This is a genomic window from Clostridium cavendishii DSM 21758 (genome assembly GCF_900141845.1).
Lineage (GTDB): Bacteria > Bacillota > Clostridia > Clostridiales > Clostridiaceae > Clostridium_AG > Clostridium_AG cavendishii.
Genome location: NZ_FQZB01000007.1, coordinates 63,396 through 87,933, shown reverse-complemented (window position 1 = coordinate 87,933; position 24,538 = coordinate 63,396). Strand labels below are relative to the sequence as shown.

The following is a 24,538-nucleotide window of genomic DNA, read 5'->3' as shown; positions in this document are numbered from 1 at the left end:
TTAATTTTAATAGAAGTGTAATTAAACCTTAATGAAACCTAAAATTTTAAAGGAATACAAATATTAAATAGATTTTTTTCTTTATCAGTTGATGTCAATTCTATTTTCCCACCATGTTTTTCTATTATTTTCTTAGTTATTGCAAGACCTAGACCACTACCCTCTGATTTTTTCATCTCTGATTTAACAAATGGCTCAAATATTTTATCTCTTATAGGTGATTCTATAGCATCTCCATCATCTCCAAATTTTAAAATTACATTCTCCTCTTCTAAATAACAAGAAATTGCTATAGTTGTATTAGGTTTATTATGCTTCAAGCTGTTATTTAATATATTTGAAATTGCTCTTCTCATAAGATTTCCATCAAACCTAAAAATAATTGGTTTTTCGGTAATATCAATATCTAAGTTTAAAGATCTATTTCTAAATTCTTCATAATATTCTATAATAAGCCTCCTTAACCACTCACTAAAGTTATCCTCTTTTAAATCTATATTATATTCTGCATCTTCAAGCTTTGACATTTGAAATAAATCTTCTATAAGTAATGTAGAATATATTGATTTATTATATATAATTTTTAAAAACTTTTCTCTTTCCTCCTCAGTTATATTTTCTTCTAATAAAAGTTTTGAAAAACCTTGGATAGAAGTTATAGGCGTTTTTAAATCATGTGAAATATCAACTAAAAGCCTCTTTTTGCTTTCATCTATCCTCTTATTTTCTTCTGTAACTTCTTTAAGTTTCATTGCCATTTCATTAAACTCAGCTTCAACCTCTTGCATCTCCTTTAGTCCTTGCACATTTGTTCTAACATCATAATCACATCTTTTAATTTTCTTTATACCAGCTATAAAATTTTTAAGAGGCGTTGTTATAAATTTTGAGCTTATCTTACTATAAATATATAAACCTATTAATAGATATAAAACTATAAATAATCCCATTACTCCATAAGTTTTTAATACAAAAGGAATATCCTTTTTGTAACCTAAACTAGGCTTATACGTCATTGAAGGTGACATCTTCTTTCTATCAAATTTCATAATTAAAATATATTGCTCTCCATTTTTCCCTTCTACAAATGATAATTCTCCAATATAATCATGCTCCTTTGAATCTGTCTTCCTTACAAATAAAGCTGTTAATTCAAATAAATCTTTTTCACTATATTGAGTTACTTTATCTCTTTTTTCTCCTTTTACATATATCACCTTTTTATTCTCATCTAGAATTTCTATCCAACCACCTATTTCCTCTAGAATACTTATATCTATTTTACTGAAATCTTTATTATAAATAGAATCTATTCCTCCTGAATAATTAAGTACCTTATTCTTGAAAATAAAATTGCCCAAAACAAAATTAGAAGAGGCAAATGATAACTGTATACATATATACAAGATAGCAAAAATCACAAGGTAATTTATAATAAGAAATCCCTTAATATTAAGTTTACTTTTTATAAAATTAAATCTCTTTTTCATATATTAATTACCTTCAAAAATATACCCAAGTCCTCTTATCGTTTTTATAAACTTAGGTTCCTTTGGATTAATCTCTATTTTCTCTCTTAATTTGCTTATGTAAACCATTATAATTCTTTCATCTCCAAGATAAGATTCTTGCCATACATTTTCATATAATTGTCCTTTAGTAAAAACCCTATTTTGATTTTTTATAAAGAAAGCTATCAGCTTGTATTCAACAGATGTTAACTCTACCTCTAAATTATCCTTATACAACTTACACGCCATCTCATCTAACCTTAAATTTGCTACATTAATTATATGATCTTTTTTTTCTTCTTTATTATTAAATACAGCACTTCTTCTAAGTAATGCTTTAACCCTTGCAACAATCTCCATGGGATTGAATGGTTTTGCTATATAATCATCTGCTCCAAGAAATAATCCATCAATTTTATCAATATCCTCTCCTTTAGCTGATAAAAATAAAATAGGCACTCCACTTTTAGCTCTAACCCTTTTTAAAACCTCTTTACCATCACATTCTGGCATCATTATATCTAATATTATTATATCTATTGATTCTTCTTCAAAAACTTTAATAGCTTCCTTCCCATTAAAAGCCTTATATGTATTGTATCCGTTGTTTTTCATATAAAAATCTAAAAGTTCTACTATCTCTTCTTCATCATCTACAATTAAAACTGATTCCATTTACATATCTCCTCTTACATAGTTATTAACTTTAACCTACCATAACTATAATAACATTTCAATTTAATCATTTTAAATTTTAGGTTATATTAAGCTTTTATTAACTCCATATAAAATATTTAGTTTTATTATTAACTTATAACTTAAATTTAGGAGGTTTTCTTATGAAAAAATTATTTATAACACTTACAATACTTATAGTCTTTATACTGAGCTTTTTTATCTTTTCTAAAGTCTTGGAACCCAAGAATACAACTGATCAAAGTATTATTTATTCAGAGCAATTATCAAAAATAGATGAAATTGAAATAAAATCAACTTCTTCTATTTCAATTACTACCTCTGATTCAAAGGACTTAAAAATTTCGTTATCTGGTGAAAGTAAATTCTTATTTCCTAGTGATTCACCAAAGCTAACATCTAAAATTGAAAATGGAAACTTATTAATTAGTAATTCAATAGCAGATAAAAAAGATTCTACTATCGGGGTCTACCACTTGAGTTTAAAAATTGATATTCCAAAAACTTTTAAAAATAAGATATTTGTTAAATCCAAAAACGGTCCAATTAACATAGAAAATGCACACTCAAATAATATTGAATGTAATTCTGAAAGTGGAGATATAAAAATATCTACTATAAAAATGCCTATGAGTATTAATGCTACAGCCCAAAAAGGAAATATAGAATTATTAGTTCCTAAAGAAGATAAGTTTTACCTATCTTATAATTCAAAAACAGGAAAAATAAAAAATGAGCTTGATATGAATGTAGATAACTCTATATCTGATAAAAAAATTAATTTATCAGCAAAGAATGGCTATATCTCATTGTCTCCAAATAAGTCTCATATGAATAATTAGGTGATATACCAAAACTAATAATAGAAAGCTTTTTTAGAAATCAACAAATTTATTTCACAAAATTTTGGAGCATTAAAAAGTCCCACTTGTTAAGTTGATTATTTACAACTTCCTCAAGTGGGACTTTACTTAAATATATATTCAAAATAAAATAATATATATCTAAACTTCTATAATATCAAAACATTTTTCTTCCTTCATTTACTGCTTCTACCCTATTCTTTACTCCAAGTTTTGAATATATATTTATTATATGAGTCTTTACTGTTGAAATAGATATAAATAGTTTTTCTCCAATCTCCTTATTTGTTAATCCGTCCGTTACCGCCTTAAGTACCTCTAATTCTCTAGAACTTAAAATATTATTTTCAGATTTTAAATCCATGATTCCCTTTAATTTTTTTATAAAATCCTTATTATTCTTGTCATCTAATAATTGTAATTCAAACTTTATTATTATATGTTTTAAATATTTTCTATTTTGATAATAAGGAAATAGTATGTCTTCATCTCTAGAATAAAAAATAGCCTCTTTTAAAATGTTTATGCATTCTCTCTCATCATACTTATTAAGTTTATCTAATAATATTAACTTCCATAATAATGAATATATAAGTGAATAGCCTATTCCATCCTTTCTACATTTAAATATAATATTATTAAATTTTTCTAAGCTTTTTTCATATTTACCTATCTCAAAAAGTGCTATTCCATAAGTTATTCCTACATTGCCAGAACAATTTAAATTCTTATACATTTTTTCATAAGAATCTATAAATTGATCATATTCTTCTTTTAATACTCTATTTTCTGATGATAATAATCTAATCTTAAGTGCCAATATTTGAATATATGCATAACCTTTTTTATTTCCTTTATCTATGCTATTTATTATTTTTTCGCATTCATCAATATTATTTTGAATATATTTAACTTCCGCTAAGTTATACGCAATACCAACTTTCAAAGAACTAAATGCTGCCCTTCCCTTTAAAGTATCAAGTACTTCCTGTGCCTCTATTAGAAGTTCCTCTGCATCCCTATCCTTAAGCTGTTTTATATAAACCCCAGGCAATCCTACTGTTCTAAAAATAGTAAAACAAGATTTATAATTCTTATATTTAATACTTTCATTTAACTCTTCATACACCTCTTTGGCCTCTTTTAACTTACCAACCTCTTCTAATAGGGAAGTTTTATTGTACTTATTAATTAATTCAATATAGCTATTGTTTAACTCTTTATTTGATTCATTTATTAACTCCATAACATCTAAAGCTTTAGTACATTCACCCCAAAATCCTAATATCCATGCAGCTAAAGTGTAATAAATTGTCTTTGTAAGTATATTTAAATTAACATCTACTTCTTTACTTAATTCAAAACTACTAACATTAATTAATGAGTTGTTTAATATAATGCTAAACAATCTAATTCCCCTTAAAATACTACTATTATCAATTTTATCTTCTATTGAATTAATTATTAAAGAACATCTTTCATAATCCAAATTCAAATAATTAAAAAATATAGATATAAAAGCCAAGTCTACGCTTTTACTATAGTATTCTAATGGAAACTCATTTAAAATTTTTGTAGATACAATATTATGTGCATTACTTTCTATTAGTTTTAATGCATTGTCATACTTTTTCCAATTCATAAAAATATTTATTGCTTCATCAAAATTACTATCTTTAATTAGAGAAGCTGTTATCTTATTTATAGTTTGTTCCTTAATTTCTTCTTCATATTTATCAAAAAGCTCCAATAAATATTGTCTTAAAATATTATGGTATCTAAATATATTTTTTTCTTCATCTATCATTATAATCAACATATTTTTTTCTATTAACTTTTCTATTATTGAAAATCCATCTTCACTTGCTATATCATTATATATCCCTGGATTTACATAAGTTAAAATCGAAGTTTTAACTAAGAAATCTATTTCTTCTTTAGATAAGCTATTTATTATTTCATTATTCATATAATCAATAAATAATTTATTACCCTTAGGTATATTTTTCATTGATTTATTTGTTCCTAATACTGTTATAAAAAGTTTAATTGCACCTATCCAACCTTCAGTATTTAAATATATCTCTTTTATTAGCTCATCATTAATAACTTTATTAGTAGTATTTTTTATAAACTCTTTTGTTTCTTCTAGATTAAGATACAAATCCTCAGCAACAATCTCTACTACTCCACCCTTCATAAGAATATTTCCTAGGTAAATCTTAACATCATGCCTCGAGATTAAGATAAAATGTATATTATCTGATGAATTAGATATAAAATACTCTATAGTTTCAATAAGAAATCTATCTTCTATATAATGAAAGTCATCTAATACTAAAAATAAATCTTCCTCACTAATAAGTTCATTAATTAATGATAATATTAATTCAAAAATATCCTCTCTATTTACCAATGGATTTATCATATCTATATAAAAATTTAAATCCTCAATATTATTTTTTAATCCATGTAAGATATAAGTCCAAAAGTAAGTTAAATCATCACTATTTTCATCTAAAGAAAGCCACATATAATTCTTTTTATCACTTATATAACTAGAAATAAGTGTGCTCTTGCCGACAGCAGCACCACCTTCTACTATTGTTAATTTATTTTCTGAAATAGTATTTAACTTGTCTTCGATATTCTTATTTCTATTGATTGTCTTTTTACTTTTGGGCCTTATTAATCTTGTATAAAGAATACTTTTCATCACATCACCTTTAAAAACTTATTACATTTAGTTATTATTTTATCATATCTTTACATACAATTATATCTTCTCATTTTATATTTATTTATTAGAAAGGAACAAATTATCATCATAAGGGTAACTAAAAGAACATTTGCTAAATCACCATAACTTACCCCCTTACCATTCTCTAAAAAAACTGTAAAATCTAAAATATGCTTTTGAGGAAAAACACTACCTAAACTCTCTATTAATTTATTATTAGATATAGTAAAGAAGCTCCCTGCAAGTAATGTAGTTAGCATATTTATCATAACTCCTAGCATACTAGCACTCTCCATTTCTTTTACAATTGAAGACATTAATAAGCCAAAAGCTGAAGATAATAATGACAATATTAATATTATAAAGATAAACTCTACTGCATTTATTCTCGTATCTAAATTAAGTAATTCCTTTGCTATTACTGTTATTAATGCTGTTGGAATAAATATCATAATAAATACTGACACAAAATGACTACATACATATTGTTCATAAGATATATTTGCACTTATAATTCTTTTTGATATACCTTTCTTGTCATCAAAGAAAAATCTATATAACATTACTCCTAATAACAATACAAACATAGTTATAAATCCAACTATATTGGAAGCTATTCCTCTTCTCTCTCCTTCTTTAAAATTAACCCTTTCCCCCTGTAATATTTTCTCTATCCTATTTTTAAAATCTTCGCCTTTTATTGTATCAATTTGAACTTTTCCATTTTCAAAAGATATGACTGCCTCATATTTATTTTTTACTAAATCTGAAATAGGCACTTTTTTTTCAAGCTTTACAATATTGATTTCATCACTTTTTAAATTAACATTATAATCACCTACTACTCCTATATTGGCTCTTGTAACAAAACTACTCGAGAAATAAATAGCTGCTGCTATAACTATTGGTGTTATTATAAGAGGCATTATTAAAAAAGTCTTGTTATTTATCATTCTATATAAAAGTCCTTTTATAAGATTTATCATTTTCTCATCTCCTTTATATATAATCCTCAGGCTTATAACTAAAATGTGTAACAGCTAAACATATCATCGATAATAAAATTAATGTGAATAATATAGCATTATAATTTTGAAAATTATTATCATATATTACAGCAAAAGTTAGATTTAATATCCATTTTAGAGGTGATAAACTTGATAAATTACTAACAACTTTACCCAAATTATCTACAGGAAAAAACATACCTGAAAGCAAAGCAAAAATACTCACTATGTTAGATAAAATCATATTAGTAAGCTCCTCTGTTTTTAAAATCACACAAACTGCGCACCCAAAGGTTACTGTAAACAATAAAAATACCCAAAACAATAAAAGTACATATATAAAATTGCTTCCACCAAAGTTAACTATCTTAAAGTAATTCATAACTATTATATTTAGAGAAGTCGTAATTATCATAAAAATATATGATGATAATATTTTAGAAGAATAAATTAAGTTTTTTGAAACTGGTGCATAAGCTATTCTAATGTTTCCTTGTCTTAATTTTTTCTCTAAGAAAGTATTAGGTGTTATAGTTACAGATGTAATTATTATATAAAGAATCATAGTTACACCATAATAATCATAGGAGCTAACTCCCTTGCCTCCATAAAGACTAGAAAATATGAACCCAAACATTAAAAGTAATATCCATGGATAAAAAATACATGCCATTATAACGACTGGGGTTGTTATAAGATTTCTAAAATCTTGTTTAATAAGTCTCCATAAAATCATCTTTTCTTACCTCTAATCCCTTAATTTTTTTCCTGTCAATTTTAGAAATACCATTTCCAAATTTCCTTCTTCACTTGTTATATGGCTTATTTTTATATTTCTATTTATTAAGCCTAAAATTATCTTATCTAAATTTTCTATTTCCTTAATTGTAGTTATACTAAAGCAATTATCATCAACTTCTACTTTCTGAATTCCTTCTATTTCATATAAAAAATCACATTTAAAATTTTCTTTCTTAATAGTGTCTATAGATATCTTATATATTCTTGTATTCCTATAACTTTCCATAAGTTCTGCTATTGTTCCCTCAGCTACCTTTATGCCGCTGTCCATTATTATTACTCTGTCTGCTATTTCCTGAACTTCCTCCATATAATGAGTTGTATATATAATAGTTGTTCCCTGATCTCTTAACCTTTTTATTGATTCTAATATATGATTTCTAGATTGAGGATCAATTCCTACAGTTGGCTCATCTAATATTAAAATCTTAGGTTTATGAGCTATTGCGCAAGCTATATTAAGTCTACGTTTCATTCCTCCTGAAAAAGTAGAAGGTTTATTATCTCTTTTTTCCTCTAGTCCCACCATTTTTAAAGCTTCTAAAACTACGCTTCTTAATTGCTTTCCCTTTAACCCATATAAAGATGTGAAAAACTCAACATTTTTATATGCAGATATTTCTTCAAATATAGCAAGTTCTTGAGGTACTATACCAAGTTGCTGTTTTATCCACTTTTTGTTTTCCTTTATATCAGTACCAAAAAATTTTATGTCTCCTGAGTCATGTTTTAAAATAGTTGAAAGAATACTTATTGTAGTACTTTTACCCGCTCCGTTAGGTCCTAAAAATCCTAATATTTCTCCTTTATATAGATCAAAACTTAATCCATTTACAGCCTTGTTTTCCTTATAATATTTTTTTAAATTTTTTACTTCTATTATTGATTCCATAATCATCACCTCTGATATAAATAATACGCTCTAGTCCTAAAATCTGTAATCAACCGAAAGGTTGATTTGTTAGATTAGAAAATTGTAATAAAGATTTTAACTTAACATATATTTATTTATAAAGGCATTAATTGTATTTACAGCAATAAGAGAATGGGAGGAATACTATGTAATGATTAAGGGCTTAAGTAGTAAAGATGTTAAGGAAAATAGAAAGAAGTTTGGAGATAATGTAATCTATGAAGCTCCGCCTGAAACGTTTTGGAAAAAATTCAAAGATGCTTTTAATGATCCTATTATTAAAATATTATTAGGGATTGCAGTTATAATGAGTGTTATCGCTCTCTTAGGCTATGGACAATTCAGTGAAATAATTGGAATAATAATATCTGTAATATTAGTTACTTTTATATCAGCTAGAACAGAGGTTGCATCGGATAGAGAATATAGAAAACTTAAGAAAAAAGCAAGAAAAGAAACTTGTAAAGTATATAGAGATGGTAAAGCTATGGAAATAAATGTTGATGAAGTAGTAGTTGCAGATTGTATAATCCTTCAGTCTGGTGATAAAATTCCTGCTGATGGGATTTTGATACAGGGCTCCATTTGCGTAGACAACTCATGTCTTAATGGTGAGACAGAGGAATGTAAAAAAGTAGCAACAGGTAAAACTTATGATGAAATAGCTATAACAGGAGATACCTTTGTTGATAAAAGTTCTCTCTTTAGAGGAACTATAGTAGTAAATGGTAGCGGCGTTATGAGAGCCTTAAAAACTGGTATGAATACAACTATGGGCGCTATGGCTAATGATATGGCTGAAGACAACGTAGAAAGTCCACTAAAAATTAAGTTAGAAGACTTAGCTAATAAAATATCTACCTTTGGATATATAGGAGCTATATTCATATTAATAGCATTAATACTAAATAAGATAATCCTTGTGGGCGGGGTTAAAAACTTTATAGTCTTAGATAATATAATAATACTAAAAGAATTTTTAGAAGCATTAATGATGTCTATAGCTATAGTAGTTATGGCTGTTCCTGAAGGTTTACCTTTAATGATTGCTTTAGTGCTTATGAAAAATACTTCTAAAATGCTACGTAACAATATCTTAGTTAGAAAATCTGTAGGCATAGAGACAGCAGGTTCATTAAACATATTATTTAGTGATAAAACTGGAACTATAACTAAAGGTCACCTTGAAGTAATTGAATTTTTTGATGGTGATATAAAAGATAGCATTAAAGACAGTGATTATATAAAAAAATTACTTAATCTTTGTATAGGAAAAAATACTGACTGCATTATTGATGAAAAGAATAACATAATTGGAGGTAATGCAACTGATAGAGCATTAATTCAATTTCTACCTAAAAAAGATTTAAAAAAATATAATAATGTAAAAATTATAAATGTACAGCAATTTAATTCAGCCTTCAAATATTCTGCCGCACAGCTTAATGATATTACAGTATATAAAGGTGCTCCAGAAAAATTACTTTCTAAAGCAAATAAATATATTACAAGCTCAGGTGAAATATCTAATTTAAATAAAAATAAAATTAATAAGAAAATAGACGAATTAGCTAGTAAATCAATAAGAGTATTAGCTTTTGGATACAGTAAAAATAAATTGATTGAAAACACCCTACCAGATGATTTAATTATTGTAGGCTTTGTTTGCATAAGAGATGATGTAAGACCAGAAGCAAGAAAAGCTATAAAAGAAGTTATGAATGCTGGTGTTCAAGTAGTTATGATAACTGGTGATAGAAAAGAAACAGCTGTAGCCATAAGTAAAGATTGTGGTTTACTCAAAAAAAATACAGATGTTGTATTGACTTCAGACGAATTAAATAAAATGAGTGATAAAGAAGTAAAAAAAGTATTACCTAATTTAAGAGTTATAGCAAGAGCTTTACCTACTGATAAATCAAGAATGGTTAAACTTGCACAAGAATTAAATCTAGTATGTGGTATGACTGGTGATGGTGTTAACGATGCTCCAGCTTTAAAAAGAGCCGATGTTGGTTTCGCTATGGGTTCTGGAACAGATGTAGCAAAAGAGGTTTCAGACATTGTTATATTAGATGATAATTTTAAATCTATTAAAAGTGCAATACTCTATGGTAGAACTATATATAATAATATTTTAAAATTTATAAAATTTCAATTATCAACAGATGTATGCGCTGTTGCTGTTTGTTCAATAGGACCCTTTGTAGGAGTCGGACAACCGCTAGGTATTGCGCAAATTTTATGGATAAATTTAATTATGGATGGACTTGGAGCACTTGCGCTAGGATCAGAACCTGCATTTAAAAGATATATGGATGAGAGGCCTAAATCAAGAACTCAAAGTATAATATCAAAAGATATGATAATTCAAATTCTTACAATAGGTACTTGGATTACTATACTTAGTTTTATTTTTCTAAAATCTCCTAAGTATTCATTTGGTAATGAAAAAGAACAACTAACTGGTTACTTTTGTTTATTCGTTCTAACTGCTGTATTTAATGGTTTTAATGTTAGAAGTGAAAAGTTAAACTTATTTGACCGATTATATGAAAACTTTGCATTTATAAAGATAATGGGAATTATAGTTATAATTCAAATACTTTTAACTAAGTATGGTGGTTATCTTTTTGACTGTGTACCTCTTACCTTAAATCAATGGACAAGCATCTTATTGCTCGCCATAACAATAATACCTGTAGATATGATAAGAAAGCTTATAACTAAAAAATTATTTTAAATTTTTAGTTATCAACAATATTTATTTTACTAAGGCATTATTATGTAAAAGGTAGCATTATTGAGATACTTAAAGATTTCTATTTGTACTACTCAGTACAAAACCTTTTTTTGACATTAACGGCTTTTTACAGTTTTATACTTATTTAAAAAATAATGTTATACTGACTGGGTAGTACAAATTTTTATCAAATTGGAGGTTTTATAATGAAAAAACATCTCAAAAAACCATTATTATTATTGCTTTGTTTTATGGTATTAAGCCTATCATCTTCTTTTACTGCATTCGCTAGTACAGCTACACCTAAAGCACAAGACTCCAATAACCAAATCACAAAACTAAACCACAATTATCCAATAATTATGGTTCATGGTTTATTTGGCTGGGGTAATAATGAACTTTATGGAATAAACTATTGGGGTGGAGAAAACAGTCTAAAAGATATCTTAGCTCAAAATGGTTATACAGTTTTTACACCTACTATTGGTTCTATATCTAGTAACTGGGATAGAGCTTGTGAACTATATGCTTATTTAAAAGGTGGCACTGTAGACTACGGTGAAGCTCATTCTAGAAAAGAAGGACATGCTCGTTATGGAAGAACATATCCTGGTGTTTACCCAGCTCTTGGAACTTCAAATTCTAATGGAATAAATAAAGTTCATCTTATAGGTCATAGTATGGGTGGACAAACTGTTAGAGTTTTAGCACAATTATTAACAAATGGTGATGCTAATGAAATAAATTCTAATGGTACTAATATAAGTCCTTTATTTACAGGAAACCATCACTGGATTGATAGCATTACAACTATAGCTACTCCACACGATGGTAGCCAAGAAGATTCAAAACAAGAAAGTTTTGAGCCTGCAGTTCATAGATTTTTCGCTGCTATGGCTAGTAAAACTGGTATAATCGATTCTACTAATCCTTGTTTTGATTTTAGATTGGATCAATGGGGATTAAAGAAACAACCTAATGAATCTTTCGAAGATTACTACAGAAAAGTCTTCACTAGTAACATTTGGAAGGAAACAAAAGACCTAAGTATTTGGGATTTATCTCAAGAAGGCTCAAAAGAATTAAATAGTTGGGTAAAAGCTCAAGATGATATTTATTACTTCTCTATCGCTTGCGTAGATACTCATAAAGATTTAATAACTAATTATCAAGTACCTAACATTAATATGAATCCTCTTCTTTTAAAGAGTTCAAGATACATGGGAAGATACACAAATTCTACTCCTGGAAAGGTAAAGGTTGATAGTAGCTGGTGGAGAAATGATGGTATTGTTAGCGTTAGATCTGCTATAGCTCCTCACGAAGGATCAAAAGATGTAATCGTAAACTATAATCCTAATGTCGCTCCAAAAAAAGGTGTTTGGAACTACATGGGAGAAATAAATAATATAGATCATATTGAAGTAGTTGGTCAACATGAACTTCTTTACCGTGGTTATCTTCAAAATAAGTTTATTGAATGGGCAAAGATGTTAACTAATCTTCCTTCTTAAAAAAATAAGGTATGATTTGCAATAATCATACCTTATTTTTTTATCATAATTATTAAAAATTTTCTTTACTTTATTTATATTAAAGTTCTCATACACCGTATAAAAGTTATTTTAAAGCCCCAAATTTAAATAAACAAATAAGTTTATTTAAATTTTCTTAATCACTTAATCTATAAACCTAATAAATTTATAAATATAATTTCTATCTAAAAAATTTTAAACGACATAAATCTTATTAAATTTAGAAAGATATTATCGCTACTTTCACGATAATATCTTTTTAATTCATTTAACTCCTTTTCATGAATTAACTTCCTTGTCATTGACTTTTTGTACATTACTTTATTATATTAACTGTACACATTTTACATTCATTCACCATATGTTAACAGTATACAAATATATTGTTATATTTATGGGGTGAGGCTATGAAAAATCTATACTTGTTAATAGGAAATGGTAGTTCCATTAGTATAGTAAATAAAATTAATGATTATCGAAAACAAATAGGACAACCTCCTCTTAATATTGATTTATCTAATTTATTTTATTATGGAGCAAGCTTCAATTTCCCTATGACAAATGATCCCTTCTTAACTGAAGAGCACTGTCCAAAACTTTGGCAACTTGGTGCAAGACCAGGTATGGACAGAGCTAAAGCTAACCAAATCATTTCACAAATAATAACCTGTGGTAATGTATATGCATTGGCTAAATATAAAGAAGAAATAATATCAACAAATGATTTCGGAGATTATTATAATAACCAATATAATATGAACATCCTGTCATACTATAATAATACACGTCTTACACTAAGATATTCTGATAATGAAATTATAAGCAATTTATATTTTGCTGCTTATGGAGAATTTTCAAGTTATCTTAGATATTTAATGATATATTATAATAGTCAAATTACTAATAATGATTTAACTAGTATTGATGTTCCATTAATCAACTATATTAAACAAAATTATAATAATTTTAATAGAATTATTTTTAACTCCTACAACTATGATATTATTATGGAAAGATTATTAATGCTTAATGATTTACCTTTTAAACTTGGTTGCTTTGAGAATGGATGTAATAAAATAATCTTCTATAAACCACATGGCTCTATAAGTTTTTCTTATAAAAAAACCTTTCCTTTAGGCACACAATATAAAATACCTTACAATGAATTATCCTTTCAACAAAAAATAACAGTCTGCGATTTTAATATCAAATATGATTTTATTAATGACTATCCAAAGCATAATGGTATGGTTCCTCCATATGGAGAAGCTGAAAGATTTGAAATATCTTATTATCAAAAGATTAGAAACTCCATTATTAGAGCAGCTAAAAAATCTAATCCTAGTGATATATATTATATAATTGGCAGTTCTTATGGTAATGTAGACAGATTCGAATTAGATAGAATAAATACTAGCTTTGATAAATTAGTCCATGTAACCTATGTAGACCCATTTCCAAACCCAGATTATAATGCTGTTTTATCAAGTTTATTTATTAATTATAATCAAGTACCTGACTTTCCAACTACCTCCCAAACACCAATATTATTAAAAGATATCTTCTAATAATATGTAAAACTAAAGGTATGACAATAACTGCCATACCTTTTTTAATATTTTATTATTAAACTTCTAAACTTTCAAATTTAATTAGCAGAACTCTCTTCTATTAACCTTTTTTTATTAGGTAACAATACCATAAAAGCAAATAAACTTGTAAGTATAACTCCCTTTAAAACACTACTTAATGATATACTCCACCATACTCCATTTAACCCCAACCTATCAGGTGTTGCTAAATATATAGCTGCTGGTACCCTTAGACCAGTAAATATTATACTAACTATAGAAGGATATATTGTTTTTCCAAGTCCATTAAAAGCTCCTGTTGTTGTAATCTCTATGCACATAAACAGTTGAGAATACCCAAGTATAATCAAATACACTGTCCCCATTCTTATTGCTTCACTTTCGGGTATAAAAAATTTAAATATAGTTCCTCCACCAAACACTAAAAGTAACGTAGTAATTATCCCAACGCAACTTGCAATTCCTAAAGTTGCATAATAACCTTTATAAATCCTCTTCCACTTGTTAGCCCCAAAGTTCTGTCCCACAAATGCACTTAAAGCTGTAGAAAATCCTCCAGCGGTCATCCATGAAATAGCTTCAATTTGTGCGCCAACCTTCTGCACTGCAATGGCAGTAGGTCCATACCCAGAAATTACTCTAGCTATACACATAGCAAAAAATGAAAATAAGCCATTCTGAAGTGATACAGGTACTCCTAATTTACATATCTTTTTTAAATAAATAGGATTTAACTTTTTAAGTAACTTAACTTTAAAATATGTTTCTGTTCTGTTCTTTAATGAATATATGAAACATATTGTTACTAATACCTGCGCTAATACTGTAGCTATCGCTGCCCCCTTTACTCCTAATGCTGGAAATGGTCCTATACCAAATATGAGAAATGGATCTGCAACAATATTAAATATAAGTCCTAAGGTGTTTATTTTGAATGGAGTTTTAGAATCTCCACCTCCATTACAAATACCAGTAAGCAATGGATTAATAAAATTAAAATTAGTTCCTACTGCTATGATTACTAAAAATGTATATGCCATATCAATAACTTCTTCATCACCTAAATTAAAGAATCCTATTAATTGTTTCCTAAATACAATCATAAACAATCCATAAACTATACCTAAAATTATATTTAACTGTATGCTATTTTTGACATACTCCTTTGCAGAGGCTTCATCTCCGCTTCCAACTGACTGTGCTACCCCTATTTCAGCTCCAACTTTAGATACAAATACAAGTGACATTCCAAACCATGTAAAAAAACTTGCTGTTCCAACTCCAGCTACCGCCTTACTTCCAAGTCTTCCAAGCCAAATCATATCTATCATATTGTAAGCCATTTGAATAAAGGACGTTCCCATTATAGGTATGGATAACTTAATTAATGATTTTACAATACTTCCATTTACCAAATCTTCTCTATTTTTCATTATTACTCCTTTATATACTTATATAAAATTATTTTTCATAACTTTCTTAGTTATCCTTTATACTTAATTTATTCTATAATAAAATCAGAAAATATACAAAAAAGTAACCTATAATTTTAATTTATAGATTACTTAATTATCTTAATTTTTTCACAATTAGAATTCTTCATACATAAAAACTACCTTAAAATAACTTATTAAAATCATTTTAAGGCAGTTATATAAAGTTAATATAAATTTAGGTGTCTTTTAACAATACTATGCACTTACATTTTTTACATTTTCATTTTTCTTTAAATCAAAACGATGTGAAACAAAACCATATAATGTCCAACCAGCAAAGGTTACTATTGCTCCATAGAACATTGGTTCTAAACCTGAAGAGTAAAGAGCATATAAGCTATAAATTGAGGCTATCACTGAAATAAATGTAGTTACCTTTACTTTTTTATCTGGTACACCTTCTGACTTCATTATTACATGTACTGCTGCCATTGATAGTAAATAAGGAATAACATTCGTAACAACCGCTAAATTTACTAACACGTCAAATTGTTTAGCCAGAGTTGGACTAATTGTCATTAATGCAAGTAAAGATTGTGCTATAGTAATAATAACCATTCCCATAATAGGAGTTCCGGTTTTTGTAACTTTTCCAAATATTTTTGGAAAATATCCTTCTACTGCAGATGTTCTAAATACACCAGCAATTGTAAATTGCCATCCTAATAAAGAACCAAAGCATGAAAGAACCATCATACCCATAACAATCTTACCTACAACTGGACTAAACATTGAAGCAAAAGCTAATCCAAATGGTGCATTAGTGTTTAATAAGTCTGCATTTGGAACTATACCAGCAATAACGTTTGTTGATATAATATATATTAATGCAGCTCCTATAGTTCCTCCTAAGCAAGCTATAGGAACATTTCTTTTTGGATTATCAACTGCATCCATATTTGCAGAAGCAGATTCAAGTCCTAAGAAAGCCCATAAAGTTATTGAAATGGATTTACCAATACCATCAAAGAATGAAAAATTATGAGGATTCCAAGCAGCCGCATATTGTGAACCGCTAAACCAGAACCAACCTACAGTCGACATAACTAATACAGGAATAATTACTCCCCATACAGTAAATGATCCAAGTTTTCCAGTAATACTTGCCCCACCAAAATTAAGTACTGTAGCTAACCATAAAGTAAATATTGTACATATACCTACTGTAAGTGGAGATAATTTTATATCAAATAATACCGATGCATACCCTACAGCAGATATCGCTATTGCTATATTGGCAATTACTAATGATAATCCATAAGAATAGTTTGCCATAAAACTACCTGATTTTCCGTGAGCGTATTCTGCGTATCCACCCATACCACCAGATTTACGGCTAAACATACCGCATTGAGCAAAAGCATAAGCTAATGCCATTGATCCAATACCTGTAACTACCCATGAAAGAATTGACATTGTTCCAACCTCAGCTAGTTTAGTTGGAAGCATTATTATTCCAGAACCCATCATATTTATTGCAGTTATCATAGTTAACTGTACTACACTCATTTTATTTTTTTGTTTTCCCATAGTTTTTTCCCCCTGTTTTAATGTTTTATAAGGCTTTGATTAATCATTTATAATGAGTAGCTTATACAAAACTTATAAGCTACTACATCATTAAATCATTTTTTTATCTAATACGTATCCGTATGCCTTAACATTTCCATCTTCTTGATTTTCAAGATATACTCCTTGAATTTCTGGAGCAAAGCCAGGGAATTGATTAATTCCATCTTGTAGTATTGTAAAGTATTTTTGAGCTGTTTCACTCCAAACTTCTCCAGGAACAACACAAAATACTCCTGGTGGATATGGAAGTGCACCTTCTAATGCTATTTCTCCTACAATATTTTCTAATGGAACTAGTTTTGCATTATTTCTTGTTAATGCCCATTTAGCATCTTGAGCAGTCATTACTCTAGTAGGTAAATCAGTCCTAACTGATTCAGCACCTAATGCAACTTCATCTAAAGCAGCATTGTTTACTGTATCATAAACAACTCCTCTTTCTGGTAAATGTTCTGATCTAAATAATCTCTTTTGATATGTCTTTGCATCACTGTTTTTATAGAAGTCATGCATTTCTTGACATAGTCTTCTAATTGTATATCCTTTATAACGATTGATGTTCTTATTATAAAGTGTTGGTAATACTTCACTTAATGGGGCATCTTCTTTTACAAGTTCTTCAAATCTAACAAATTGAGCCACAAGATTTTCCATCTTGGTTGCAGTTTCTGCTGGAGTTAATAAGAATAATATTGAGTTTAAGTCATTCTTTTCTGGTATAATTCCAACTTCTCTTAAATAATTTGCAAGAATAGTAGCTGGTATACCAAAATCTTCATATTCACCAGTTGTAGCATCTATTCCTGGTGTTGTTAACATAAACTTGTTAGGGTCAACAAAGTATTGATTTTCACCATATCCTTCAAATGCATGCCATTTTTCTCCTGGTACGAATCTGAAGAAATCAATGTTATTAGCAATTTCTTCTGTATTATATTCTTCCCATCTCTTTCCATTTACAACTGGTGGAATAAATGGTTTTATCATTGAACAATTTTTTATAACAGATTTTCTAGCTTCAACACCTAATTTTACACAATCAGCCCATAGACGTTTACCTGCTTCCCCTTCTTGCATTCTAGCATTTACATCTAATGTTGAATATAATGGATAGAATGGGCTAGTTGAAGCATATAACATAAATGAATTATTGAATCTCTTATGGTCTATGTATCTACGTTGTCCTTTTATATGACTATCTTTCTTGTGTATTTGAGATGCTTGTGAGAAACCAGCTTGTTGCTTATGAATAGATTGTGTTACAAATATTCCAGGATCATTTTCATTTAATTCTAATAATAAAGGTGAGCAATCTCTCATCATTGGAATAAACTGTTCATATCCAACCCATGCAGAGTCAAATAATATATAATCACAAAGATGTCCTATTTTTTCAACAACTTGTCTAGCATTATAAATAGTTCCATCATAAGTTCCAAGTTGAATTACTGCTAATCTAAATGGTCTCTTAGCATTAGCTTTTTCTGGAGCCACTTTGCTTATTTCTTTTCTTAAATATTCTTCATCGAAGCAATGAGCATCTATACCACCAATGAATCCGTATGGATTACGTCCAGTTTCTAAATATACTGGAATACCTCCATTTTGTACTAGAGCTGAGTTATATATTGATTTGTGGTTATTTCTATCGAATAAAACTAAGTCTCCAGGTGAAACCGCTGAGCCTACAACTACAGTATTAGAAGCACTTGTTCCATTCATTACAAAATAAGTTTTATCTGCATTGTATATTCTTGCAGCATTTTGTTCAGCATCTACTGCTGGACCTTCATGAATTAATAAATCTCCTAATGCAACGTCTGCATTACAAATATCTGCCCTAAAAACGTTCTCACCATAGAATTCATAAAGATATCTACCTGCAGGGTGTTTACGGAAATATTGACCTCCTTGATGTCCAGGACAATCAAATTGTACGTTTCCTCTTTCTACATAATTACTTAACGCTTTGAAAAATGGAGGTAACATCTTTTCTTCATATTGTGATGCAGCACTTTCAATTACTCTGCTGTAAAGATTACCATCAAAACTATTTCCATCAATTACACGGTAAACTTTTTGTGCTAATTCACTATTAAGCTTTTCTCCACTTTTTAAAACAACAAATATTGGAACCCCAAACTTTGTATCATATGCAGCATTAATTAGATCTAAATCTGAATCAGTTACTACTAGTGCTGCCACATCTGTAAAGTCTGTGTTCTCAGCTAAAACTAATTCTCTTTCAGTTGAAAAATACTCTTTCGATTCTACTGTGTAAGCAATCTTTAATTTTTTCATATCTTTCTTTCCTCCCATACTACTTATAAAATAATGTCATTAAATTGTATCCACTAATTTGTAATTTTAAAAATAAAACCCTTTTAATGTAAATAATTCCTTTTATAACTATATTAAAAAAGCTTGTACAAATTTAATGAATATCAATTTATTAAATCTCCTTACACGCATATAATACAACATTTTTTGACATTTGGGTTTTGTAATAATTCAAATTAAAAAACATAATTTATTGTAAAAATTACAAACAACAATGTAACAAAGTATATATTCTAACGGCTACAGCAAGTTCTTCATAAAAATGTTCACTTTGACAATGTTCTTTAATAATTTTGTTTATTTTGTCTATTCTATATCTAACAGTATTACCATGCTGAAACAATTCTTCGGCAGTAGCTTTTATATCACCATTATTTTCAATATATTTTATAGCTGTTTTTAATAATTCAGTTTCATTATTTTCATCATATTTAATTAATGGTTCTATCATTTCATTGTAATATTTTATTACCCATGGATTATCAAGAATAGGTATGAATAACTTATTAATACCCATTTTTAAAAAGAATGAAACGTCTTTATTATATGTTATTGAATACTTATAAGCATATAAACATTCTTGTATTGAATTATTTAATTTTGTTAAACTTTCATGCAAACTACTTATACCTATAACATAGTCTTTCTTAGAAAATCCCAGCCATTCCATCCTTCTTAAAATGAAACTATCTATATCTTTATTACTTATTTCTTCAAAAGTATTAATAACAAGATATCCATCCTTATATGGAATAACTTTACTAAAAGGGTCATTTTCTTCATAATGAAAACGTTTTTCCAAAACTGTAAGTTTTTTCTTTTTCTTCTTCTTACAAAAAGCTATTATATTTTTTTCCTTAAAATTAGAATTAATATTAAGTGCTATTTTTTTTATACTTATATCGTTTAAATTATCATATAGAATTTTATTTATTTGTAATGCTAAATTTTCATGCTCTTGTTTTTTAACAATAGCTTTATTAACATGTACAATTACATCTTCAGTAAATGTATTCTCAAATAGCATTATTGGAAAATCACTTTTATTAGCAAGTTTAATTACATCATCCGGAATATAATCAAAATATATATTTTTAATGGCAAGACAAGTTATTCCAATTTCTATCATTTTTTCAACACTTTGATAAAGTTCATTTATATTATCCTTTATTGCAACAAGTGTACTTAATGCAAAATCGCCTTGTCTAAAATTCTTTTTTATTAAGTCTCCGGTTTCATAATCCCAAACTGCTACATTAGTTATTGGTTTTGAAAGTCCACCTTTACCCGCAATAACATTAAATCCATTAAGTATTTCAAGTTCTAAAGCTTCAGTTACAGTTATAGCCATAAAACTTCCTCCTCTGTTAATTAAAATTTAAAAAGTTTTTTAATATATATTGTAATACGTTTTCTATAAATTAAATCTAATACTTTTTATTTTAGTTTTAACAAATGTATTAATATAAATATAGATTTAAAATTTCAATATATATATTTGTTGTAATATAATTTTTCTACGTTCTAACACATATTTTATCTATCGTTTGAGTAATAATTGCATTTGTATTTTTTACAATTATTTATACTTTAACTTTGACTCTTGGTAAAGAAGAGAAAAATACATTATTAATCACTGAAGACTTTGACCGTCTTCATAACCTTTCAATTAAATTAAGTTGCGAACTATAAGGTAGTAACAAAATACTCTAAAATCTATCTTTAACAGTATTTAAAATGATTCTAATGACTTCGCATGATGAATTTGTACATTATCTAAAATCCTTACTATATTGCAATTCAGATGTTGTGAAAGCACTACCTTATAAAAGATCAAGAAATACCTGTTCATTATATTTTTCATGTTCTTCACATTTTGTATTAACAGTTACATAATCTAAGGTTTTTATTAGTTTAACACCTTCATTTCTACCCTATTTAAATATTTTGCATTGATGTCTTTTTATAAATTGATTTTTTAAAATTGATAATCTTTAATGGTTTAGAATAATTTATAGTTAATATAACTATAAATGTTTTTTTGACAAATTTCAAATAATAATGCTTATAACTGCAAAAAAATTTTAAACTTATTTTTAATTAGAATAAAGTGAATTTTAAACGTTAAATTCAATAGAAATTATAAGAAATTAATAATATTAAAAGATGTGTAATTATATTTTTAACCTTATATGAATAATTATATTTCATACGCATACTTAAAGGCATCTCTAATAATTGTAGCAATTTTAAAAATGTACCTTAATCTAATAGGTAACTTTAATAAATAATCACTTACTTCTACATTTTGTATTACAGCCTTAATTGCGTAATCTCCTATTGGAGAATGCTTCTTATAAACAGCAGCTCCTGGATTAATTCCACCTTCTCCAAAATGTATATACCCTATTTCTTCTTCATTCCCCAAATACCCATCAATTGCAATAATCTTATAGTCTGGATATAAATTAATGATTTCTTTAGTAGTTTCTTCAAAATTAATTGAATGAATAGGATTATTTAATACACCATAAACATTTAAAGGAATCTTACTATCAACAAGCAAAGACCCCACTAAAGGTCCTAAACAATCACATATATATTTATCTGTACCTATGCAAACAATTATTACTTTTTCATTTATATTTATTATTTCTTTTATAAATTTTCCAAGTTTAATTGACGCATCTTCATCCTCATAATAAACACTCAATGACAACATACTAAAACCCCATTACAAAATTTATAATTATATCTTCAAAAGAAATTCTGATATATTTTCTTTATTAATATTACTTTTTAAAAGTAACAAGTAAAACAAAAAATTCATTCCATATTAATACAATAATAAGTTATTTTTACACAAAAGTGAAGCCTTTTATAACTGCAAAGCAAAAATATTAAATGAAAAATGATTTCTAAACAGCTTGATTTTAATCATTTAAAGCTAATATTCTATACATCTAAATAAATACATATAAAAATTAAATTTTAATTAATAAGGAGTTATTTTATAAAAACACTTTTAATAATGTCAATGAATAGAAATTTCCTTTAATAACCCTTTAAATTTCTTGTATATATTTATATAATATTAACATGAACTACTAATAGGAGGCCTAACTTTTTATGAATAATATATTGACTGAAGAAAACATCAAAAAATTAAGAGAAGAATTAGACTATAGAATGACTGTAAAAAGAGCTGAAATAGCTAAAGAAAAATTAGTAGCTGCTGCTCATGGTGATAGATCTGAAAATGCTGAATACAAAGAAGCTTGTAGAAACTATAGAGAAAACGATAATAGAATTCAATATTTATTAACCATGATTTCAACAGCAACTGTAATAGATGATTCAAAAGCAGATAAATCAGTCTTAGGGATTAACAGTAAAGCTAGAATTAAATTTGTAGAAGACGGTGATGAAGATACTATAACTTTAGTAACTACTCTAGATTTAGATCCTGAAAATATGCTCATAAGTATAGAATCTGATCTAGGAAAAGCATTAGCAGGCAAAAAGGTTGGTGACAATGTTGAAGTTGATGCTCCTGGTGGAAAATATACAGTAGAAGTATTGGAAATATTATAAAATTAAATCCATGACAATTTGTCATGGATTTTTAATATTAATTAATAAAATTTAAATTAATATTATTTAGTCATTACTGTATCTATTACATGTATTACTCCATTTTTAGCTATAATATCAGTAACTATAACCTTAGCTCCATCAATATATACTTCATTATTTTTAACTTCTATTTTAGCCTTATCACCATTTACCATCTTTAATTCCTTACCATTTAATTTTACTACTTCCGCTGCAGTAAGCTTTTCTGGTGCAACATGATAAGTTAAAATTTTTACAAGTGTATCTTTATTTTCTGGCTTTAGAAGGCTTTCAACTATACCCTTTGGAAGTTTTGCAAAAGCTTCATCCGTTGGTGCAAATACAGTAAATGGTCCCTTTCCTTTAAGTGTATCAACTAATCCTGCAGCATTTAAAGCTGTTACCAAAGTTTTAAATCTACTATCACTACTAGCAATATCAACAATATCTTGTTCTTTACCTTGTTGCTCCTTTTGTGATAGATTTTTAACTTGTGAGTTAGCATAACAATTTAACCCAATAATATTAAATAATGATATAATTACAGTTAAAGCTATGACTATCCTAATTTTCTTTTTCATACTAAAACTCCTTTTCTAAATTTATTCCTAAATAGTATGCCAAGTTAATTATTTTTTTATTTATTAAATAAATTATTTTTATCCCTAACAGTAAATCTATCATACTCAAAAATCACTTAATAAGTTTAATTCAAAACATTATTTTATATATAAATAAAAAAGTGGATTCACTAATAGAATCCACTTTTTAATGTATAGATATCCGCTTTATACTGATAAGAATTAATGTTTCTTCTTATTTTGCAATTTCTTTAGATGTTGGAAGAATTACTTCTACTTCTGAATGTGGACGAGGTATAACGTGAACTGATATTAATTCTCCTACACGTTGTGCTGCTGCTGCACCAGCATCAGTAGCTGCTTTTACAGCTCCTACGTCTCCTCTTACCATAACTGTTACTAATCCACCACCAACATATTCTTTACCTATTAAATAAACATTTGCTGCCTTAACCATAGCATCTGCTGCTTCTATTGAACCTACTAATCCTTTTGTTTCGATCATTCCTAATGCATCATATTTCATTTTAAAA

18 protein-coding genes are annotated in these 24,538 nt (G+C 27.5%); 5 read left to right on the top strand and 13 right to left on the bottom strand.

Going from position 1 to position 24,538, the window contains the following annotated elements; all coding sequences use genetic code 11:
- Window positions 1-38: 38 nt before the first annotated feature.
- Window positions 39-1,361, bottom strand: coding sequence for a HAMP domain-containing sensor histidine kinase (locus tag BUB01_RS07630; protein ID WP_207649983.1), 1,323 nt, complete (start codon window positions 1,359-1,361; stop codon window positions 39-41).
- A 132-nt stretch (window positions 1,362-1,493) separates the two neighbouring features.
- Window positions 1,494-2,186, bottom strand: coding sequence for a response regulator transcription factor (locus BUB01_RS07625; RefSeq protein WP_072986111.1), 693 nt, complete (start codon window positions 2,184-2,186; stop codon window positions 1,494-1,496).
- A gap of 164 nt (window positions 2,187-2,350) precedes the next feature.
- On the opposite strand from BUB01_RS07625, the gene BUB01_RS07620 reads away from it, so the two are divergent.
- Window positions 2,351-3,049, top strand: coding sequence for a DUF4097 family beta strand repeat-containing protein (locus BUB01_RS07620; RefSeq protein WP_072986110.1), 699 nt, complete (start codon window positions 2,351-2,353; stop codon window positions 3,047-3,049).
- Window positions 3,050-3,227: 178 nt separating this feature from the next.
- Here the strand turns inward: BUB01_RS07620 and BUB01_RS23810 are convergent, their stop codons facing one another.
- From BUB01_RS23810 to BUB01_RS07600, 4 genes are read right to left on the bottom strand one after another with little or no spacing between them, the layout of a single operon-like run.
- Window positions 3,228-5,786 (bottom strand): helix-turn-helix transcriptional regulator, encoded by a 2,559-nt coding sequence (locus BUB01_RS23810; RefSeq protein ID WP_072986109.1) that lies wholly within the window; start codon window positions 5,784-5,786, stop codon window positions 3,228-3,230.
- A 50-nt stretch (window positions 5,787-5,836) separates the two neighbouring features.
- Entirely contained in the window at window positions 5,837-6,796 is a 960-nt protein-coding gene (locus BUB01_RS07610; RefSeq protein ID WP_072986108.1) for an ABC transporter permease, read from the bottom strand.
- Between the two features lie 13 nt (window positions 6,797-6,809).
- A complete protein-coding gene (locus BUB01_RS07605; protein ID WP_072986107.1) occupies window positions 6,810-7,553 on the bottom strand; it encodes an ABC transporter permease in 744 nt (247 codons plus the stop codon).
- A 12-nt stretch (window positions 7,554-7,565) separates the two neighbouring features.
- Window positions 7,566-8,510 (bottom strand): ABC transporter ATP-binding protein, encoded by a 945-nt coding sequence (locus tag BUB01_RS07600; protein ID WP_072986106.1) that lies wholly within the window; start codon window positions 8,508-8,510, stop codon window positions 7,566-7,568.
- Window positions 8,511-8,682: 172 nt separating this feature from the next.
- Between BUB01_RS07600 and BUB01_RS07595 the strand changes: the two genes are divergently transcribed.
- The 3 genes from BUB01_RS07595 to BUB01_RS07585 all read left to right on the top strand — a co-directional run bounded on the left by BUB01_RS07595 (window position 8,683) and on the right by BUB01_RS07585 (window position 14,377).
- Window positions 8,683-11,274 (top strand): calcium-translocating P-type ATPase, PMCA-type, encoded by a 2,592-nt coding sequence (locus tag BUB01_RS07595; RefSeq protein WP_072986105.1) that lies wholly within the window; start codon window positions 8,683-8,685, stop codon window positions 11,272-11,274.
- Between the two features lie 206 nt (window positions 11,275-11,480).
- Window positions 11,481-12,788, top strand: a complete 1,308-nt coding sequence (locus tag BUB01_RS07590; protein WP_072986104.1) for an esterase/lipase family protein — start codon at window positions 11,481-11,483, stop codon at window positions 12,786-12,788.
- Between the two features lie 428 nt (window positions 12,789-13,216).
- Window positions 13,217-14,377 carry a hypothetical protein gene (locus BUB01_RS07585; protein WP_072986103.1) on the top strand — a complete coding sequence of 387 codons (1,161 nt, stop codon included), beginning with the start codon at window positions 13,217-13,219 and terminating at the stop codon, window positions 14,375-14,377.
- An 80-nt stretch (window positions 14,378-14,457) separates the two neighbouring features.
- Here BUB01_RS07585 and BUB01_RS07580 read toward each other — a convergent pair whose 3' ends face one another.
- The 5 genes from BUB01_RS07580 to yyaC form a co-directional block, all read right to left on the bottom strand.
- On the bottom strand, window positions 14,458-15,834 hold the full coding sequence (locus tag BUB01_RS07580; protein WP_072986102.1) for an MATE family efflux transporter: 1,377 nt from the start codon (window positions 15,832-15,834) through the stop codon (window positions 14,458-14,460).
- 258 nt (window positions 15,835-16,092) lie between these two features.
- A complete protein-coding gene (potE, locus tag BUB01_RS07575) occupies window positions 16,093-17,427 on the bottom strand; it encodes a putrescine-ornithine antiporter (RefSeq protein ID WP_072986101.1) in 1,335 nt (444 codons plus the stop codon).
- A 90-nt stretch (window positions 17,428-17,517) separates the two neighbouring features.
- Window positions 17,518-19,770 (bottom strand): ornithine decarboxylase, encoded by a 2,253-nt coding sequence (locus BUB01_RS07570; protein ID WP_072986100.1) that lies wholly within the window; start codon window positions 19,768-19,770, stop codon window positions 17,518-17,520.
- 241 nt (window positions 19,771-20,011) lie between these two features.
- On the bottom strand, window positions 20,012-21,160 hold the full coding sequence (locus BUB01_RS07565) for a PucR family transcriptional regulator (protein WP_072986099.1): 1,149 nt from the start codon (window positions 21,158-21,160) through the stop codon (window positions 20,012-20,014).
- A gap of 849 nt (window positions 21,161-22,009) precedes the next feature.
- Complete coding sequence (yyaC, locus tag BUB01_RS07555; RefSeq protein WP_072986098.1) at window positions 22,010-22,531, bottom strand: spore protease YyaC; 522 nt, start codon at window positions 22,529-22,531, stop codon at window positions 22,010-22,012.
- A 407-nt stretch (window positions 22,532-22,938) separates the two neighbouring features.
- On the opposite strand from yyaC, the gene BUB01_RS07550 reads away from it, so the two are divergent.
- Window positions 22,939-23,403 (top strand): GreA/GreB family elongation factor, encoded by a 465-nt coding sequence (locus BUB01_RS07550; RefSeq protein ID WP_072986097.1) that lies wholly within the window; start codon window positions 22,939-22,941, stop codon window positions 23,401-23,403.
- 62 nt (window positions 23,404-23,465) lie between these two features.
- On the opposite strand, the gene BUB01_RS07545 is transcribed toward BUB01_RS07550, so the two are convergent.
- Both BUB01_RS07545 and eutM read right to left on the bottom strand, forming a co-directional pair.
- The gene (locus tag BUB01_RS07545) at window positions 23,466-24,005 is read right to left on the bottom strand and encodes a fasciclin domain-containing protein (protein WP_072986096.1); all 540 of its coding nucleotides are present in this window, start codon (window positions 24,003-24,005) and stop codon (window positions 23,466-23,468) included.
- Between the two features lie 235 nt (window positions 24,006-24,240).
- Window positions 24,241-24,531 (bottom strand): ethanolamine utilization microcompartment protein EutM, encoded by a 291-nt coding sequence (eutM, locus tag BUB01_RS07540; RefSeq protein WP_072986095.1) that lies wholly within the window; start codon window positions 24,529-24,531, stop codon window positions 24,241-24,243.
- Window positions 24,532-24,538: the final 7 nt, after the last annotated feature.

Bases quoted from the DNA above. Each gene is read 5' to 3' on its own strand.
- BUB01_RS07565 (WP_072986099.1), bottom strand. From the start codon at position 21,160: ATGGCTATAACTGTAACTGAAGCTTTAGAACTTGAAATACTTAATGGA.
- BUB01_RS07620 (WP_072986110.1), top strand. From the start codon at position 2,351: ATGAAAAAATTATTTATAACACTTACAATACTTATAGTCTTTATACTG.
- BUB01_RS07625 (WP_072986111.1), bottom strand. From the start codon at position 2,186: ATGGAATCAGTTTTAATTGTAGATGATGAAGAAGAGATAGTAGAACTT.
- potE (WP_072986101.1), bottom strand. From the start codon at position 17,427: ATGGGAAAACAAAAAAATAAAATGAGTGTAGTACAGTTAACTATGATA.
- BUB01_RS07590 (WP_072986104.1), top strand. From the start codon at position 11,481: ATGAAAAAACATCTCAAAAAACCATTATTATTATTGCTTTGTTTTATG.
- BUB01_RS07610 (WP_072986108.1), bottom strand. From the start codon at position 6,796: ATGATAAATCTTATAAAAGGACTTTTATATAGAATGATAAATAACAAG.
- BUB01_RS07595 (WP_072986105.1), top strand. From the start codon at position 8,683: ATGATTAAGGGCTTAAGTAGTAAAGATGTTAAGGAAAATAGAAAGAAG.
- BUB01_RS07605 (WP_072986107.1), bottom strand. From the start codon at position 7,553: ATGATTTTATGGAGACTTATTAAACAAGATTTTAGAAATCTTATAACA.
- BUB01_RS23810 (WP_072986109.1), bottom strand. From the start codon at position 5,786: ATGAAAAGTATTCTTTATACAAGATTAATAAGGCCCAAAAGTAAAAAG.
- BUB01_RS07570 (WP_072986100.1), bottom strand. From the start codon at position 19,770: ATGAAAAAATTAAAGATTGCTTACACAGTAGAATCGAAAGAGTATTTT.
- BUB01_RS07600 (WP_072986106.1), bottom strand. From the start codon at position 8,510: ATGGAATCAATAATAGAAGTAAAAAATTTAAAAAAATATTATAAGGAA.
- yyaC (WP_072986098.1), bottom strand. From the start codon at position 22,531: ATGTTGTCATTGAGTGTTTATTATGAGGATGAAGATGCGTCAATTAAA.
- BUB01_RS07585 (WP_072986103.1), top strand. From the start codon at position 13,217: ATGAAAAATCTATACTTGTTAATAGGAAATGGTAGTTCCATTAGTATA.
- BUB01_RS07550 (WP_072986097.1), top strand. From the start codon at position 22,939: ATGAATAATATATTGACTGAAGAAAACATCAAAAAATTAAGAGAAGAA.
- BUB01_RS07545 (WP_072986096.1), bottom strand. From the start codon at position 24,005: ATGAAAAAGAAAATTAGGATAGTCATAGCTTTAACTGTAATTATATCA.
- eutM (WP_072986095.1), bottom strand. From the start codon at position 24,531: ATGAAATATGATGCATTAGGAATGATCGAAACAAAAGGATTAGTAGGT.
- BUB01_RS07580 (WP_072986102.1), bottom strand. From the start codon at position 15,834: ATGAAAAATAGAGAAGATTTGGTAAATGGAAGTATTGTAAAATCATTA.